Here is a 3,809-nt window from a genome sequence, read left to right as displayed (position 1 = left end):
TGCGGTACAGCCGGGCGGAGGCGCTGAAGCGTCTGGCGATCCCCGACGGGTCGGCAGCCGGCGAGGTGCTGCGCGGTTTGAGCGATCTCGCCGTCATCCCGTTGCTGCCATCCGACGCCTTCGCCGGGTTCGTCGAGGGTGGCTGGCTCTGGGGGGCGGATCACGGCCTGATCGAGCGGGCCGAACGTCTCGCCAGGCCCCTCCTGGCCGCGGGGACGGCCCGGAAGGTCTTCATCGCGTCGTACGGCGTCATCGGCATGGCCGATGCGGCCCGCCGACTCGCCGAGGCCGCCCCTCCCTTTGCGGTGGCGCAAGAGCCTGTGCAGACGCTGCAGGGCGAAGCCGTCGCCGTGGCGATCGGCCTCGAGCTTCCTCCGCTGGCGATCTGATCCACGGGCGGCCAGCCTTCGACGGCGATCGGCCCGGTACAGGGAGCGTTGAGCGGCCGGAGGCCATCAGGATGATGGCCAGGAGCCAGATCGTCCGCTTCCGTCCCCTTTGCGGTCATCCAGCGGCCGTCGGGGCTCCTCCACACCGGACATCTGCTTTGGATCTGTTGGCTCCGAAACCGGACCTGTTTCCGGAGGCGGCTCCATCCATAGGCGCTAACTTTAGCGTTCGTTCGAGCCGCTTTGAGCATTCATGATTGCTTAGCGCTCCTGGGAACGAACGAAGCAGCCGGTCGGCAACCGCCCTAAACTTGGGCATAGAGCATGCGGTGCGACGATCCTGAAAGCCGACGTTCCGCCGCCAATTTCAGCGCCTTTTCAATCACCGCGCATCGGGGCAAATGCGTCATTCAGGCATGCCCGGCCGAGCGACAGCTTCTGCCATACGCGGTCATTCGCTGAGGCCGACTTCGGCATCAAGACCACCATTATTGCGTCTGCATGCCTTATCTACGGCTTTGTCTGGTCCGGGACAGTTCGCGGCGAAACCGTTCAAGGGAGTTGGCGCGGTACGCGGGTTCTGTCGAATGGCGGATCAGGTTGGCGCATTAGGCACGAACATCTGAGTAGCGGCGAACGCCGGTGACATTTGCCGCCGGGGTACTCGCTCGGCTTACCGAGAAGTCGAATCCGGATTGTCGTCATGGCTCGAGATGGCGCCGGTACGCCCGTTTGAATAGGCTTTACCCTAGTGGGTAGCCCGCAAAAAGGACCGGCATATCAAAATCATCTGCACCTCCAACGCCGCGTTCTCGGTGAGCTTTTAGGAGGGGACGCCCCTAATCCGCACGATCCAACCTTTGGCTTGCTTCAGGTAAATGGACGAGCGCCGCGCTGTCCTGCCAAAGTTTCACCATCACAGCGTCGTCGCTCGCTAATTCCGAAATATCTGGCCATGTCAGGTGACGCTTGTCCTGAGAAGCATAAAACCGTCCCTCAGGCGGGACTATCCTGCCAAGCGTCAGACCCACCAGGAAATCTCCCCCACTGGCAATAGTGTTCATCCGTAGGATAACGCTCAGGATCCGCGTCACGAATGCAAAGGCAAATCTGACCACAAGAGATTGACCGCGTGCGAGCCCTGTGCCAGGCGTCAGACCCGGATTGAAAGCGATCAGCCGTAGTCCGAGATTTTGTGCGGAGGTGGATGACGCCAGGGCGCGAGCCGTTAGTACGTTGCAGAGCTTGGAGGCGGCGTAGGCGCGCATACCCAACCTCGAACCTTGCGAGTTGCGCAGTTCAACCTGGCCGCGGGCTAACATCTCGGCGTCAGCGTGCTCAGGCGGATTGGATCGATTGGTCTTCGGATCATAGAGGTTGCTCGTCGTAATCACCACCGTGGCCCCGGGCGCCAAGCGCGGCATCAGGAGCCGCAGCAGTAAATAATGCGCAAGATGGTTCACTGCAAAAGTGGTCTCGAACCCATCTCCAGTACGCTGGCGAATGTCGCGGCCCAGGATGCCGGCGTTAAGCACAAGGCCGTCTATGCTCGTGTGGCCCAGCCGCTCTTCGGTCGCAGCGGCAAAACTTCTCACACTGGCGAGTTTTGTTAGATCAAGCGGCAAAAACTCAAGCCCGGCCGGCGGTTGATTACGTGCCCCGACCAAGAGCCGGATGTCCGGGTTTTCTTGCATTTGCTGTGCGGCAGCGAAACCTATACCGGCGGTTCCACCGGTCATGACGATCGTCCTCATATCATTTTTGCGCTTTCGAGCATTTGGAAAGTCCTCAAGGTGGCATTGCTACCAATTGCGTTGAGCTGCTCGACGACGTGCTTCTCAATTGCGAGATCGCGGCAGGCCACAACGATCAGCGTCGCTTGATCCTCCGCAAACTCCTTGGTTGCTTCCAATCCAGGACCCGCGTTGCCGCCGGTACCAATGGTGGAGCAGGACATCTTTACCTCGAGAACAGTTCAAGGTATACAGCGTGAACTTTACGACCGCCGTCGTCAAGATGTACGATGTCGACCATGCCATACCCAAACAAAATTACCCGGCTGGCCGTGATCGACGCCGCGTTAGCGCTTGTTGAGGGAGAGGGACCAGAGGCCCTAACCCTTCGCCGTCTCGCCGGCAATGTCGGGGTGACGGCCAACGCGCTCTACCGCTATTTCGACAGCCGTGACGACCTTCTGGCGGCGAGCACCGACGCGGTCATCCAGCGGCTCATTATCACCATAGCAAACGCAATGTCCGAATTGCCCGGCGATGTGACCGCCGAGGCCCGTGTCCGCAGGCTGCTCGCCGTCTATTCGCACTTCGCGCAGAGCAACCCCGCTCTTTACCGCACCTTTTTGAGCCCGAAGGACGAAGCGGGCGCTAACTTGCCAAAGCGGCATGCTCATGAACGGCTTTGGGATCAGTGCCTCGAGATTATCGAGCCACTCGTCGGCCCGAACGATGCCCCATCGGCGACCGTTTCGATCTGGGGACTGTTGCACGGACTATGGACGCTACGTCAGGCGGGCGTGCTTGGTGGGAGGAAGCCATTGGAAATCGACAGTTATGCCTTTGACGTAATCATCCGGGGCTTGAGCCATTGAGCGCGAGACGAAGCCTGCTCCGATCGACGCTGATCGCACGCGATCTAAGCGCCTGCTCGCAAGAGCTGGGGACCAAAGATCTAACGGAGCGCGCCGGATCGTGATCATCCAAGAAGACTGACATGATCGCCCGAATTCAACTGATTCCACCCCGCCTGCGCGTCTCGTGCGCGTCGCGCAGGCGGGCTACCGTCACCGACCCTCGCCTTGAGATGCCTTCCAAGCGCACCAAGGCTGCGAAAGCCCGACGCGCAGCTGCCCATCCGGAGCGGCTTGGCGCTCAATGCAAGGCCATCGCCAAAACCTTCGTTCCGATTGTCGATCGCGGCCGGTGCGAAGGGAAGCCGCCAAAGGCGTGGTCTGGGCAGTAACGCTGGGTGTACCGGCCCAACCCTGGAGCGGCCGGTGGGGCTCATGGGCGCCTGTCTAAAGGCCGGCACCCGGCTACACTCTGCCAAACCGTCCGCCCCGTCATGCCAAAGTGCGCGCACGGCCACACCAGGATTGCCGCCGCCCGCACGATCTGCGGGGACGGGCCTGGATCGCGTCCCCCTGCTTCAAGGCCGGGGCCGCGATGACGATGTGGGGTGGTGAGGCAGTGTGAATTTGACTATTTGTTCCCTTTATGTTCTAATCAAGGGATGACACACACACAGCGCCCACGCCCCAGACACCCACCGCCGGATCCCCGGCGGCGGAGGTGTTTGCGCAGGAGTGGACGCTGCTGTCGGAGATGGAAGCGCTCAGTGGCGAGCTGGCCCGGGCGTTCAAGGTCAGGAGCCTCGCGGCCCTCAAGGTTGACGACGACGCCAAGG

General features: G+C 61.4%; 4 protein-coding genes. 2 read left to right on the top strand and 2 right to left on the bottom strand.

Annotation, left to right across the window (positions count from 1 at the left end; translation table 11 throughout):
• On the top strand, window positions 1-389 hold a 389-nt coding region (locus tag AC3XYG_RS24375; protein WP_489142460.1), incomplete at its 5' end, for a hypothetical protein.
• An 839-nt stretch (window positions 390-1,228) separates the two neighbouring features.
• On the opposite strand, the gene AC3XYG_RS24370 is transcribed toward AC3XYG_RS24375, so the two are convergent.
• Both AC3XYG_RS24370 and AC3XYG_RS24365 read right to left on the bottom strand, forming a co-directional pair.
• Window positions 1,229-2,128 (bottom strand): SDR family NAD(P)-dependent oxidoreductase, encoded by a 900-nt coding sequence (locus tag AC3XYG_RS24370; RefSeq protein ID WP_489142459.1) that lies wholly within the window; start codon window positions 2,126-2,128, stop codon window positions 1,229-1,231.
• Between the two features lie 11 nt (window positions 2,129-2,139).
• Complete coding sequence (locus AC3XYG_RS24365; RefSeq protein WP_489142458.1) at window positions 2,140-2,346, bottom strand: Rossmann-fold NAD(P)-binding domain-containing protein; 207 nt, start codon at window positions 2,344-2,346, stop codon at window positions 2,140-2,142.
• A 66-nt stretch (window positions 2,347-2,412) separates the two neighbouring features.
• On the opposite strand from AC3XYG_RS24365, the gene AC3XYG_RS24360 reads away from it, so the two are divergent.
• Window positions 2,413-2,994, top strand: a complete 582-nt coding sequence (locus AC3XYG_RS24360; protein WP_489142457.1) for a TetR/AcrR family transcriptional regulator — start codon at window positions 2,413-2,415, stop codon at window positions 2,992-2,994.
• The last annotated feature ends 815 nt before the right edge of the window (window positions 2,995-3,809 follow it).

The sequence above is a fragment of the Inquilinus sp. genome, assembly GCF_057815775.1.
The sequence above is the reverse complement of the archived record's forward strand: the minus strand, read 5'-3'. Positions and strand labels throughout refer to the sequence as shown.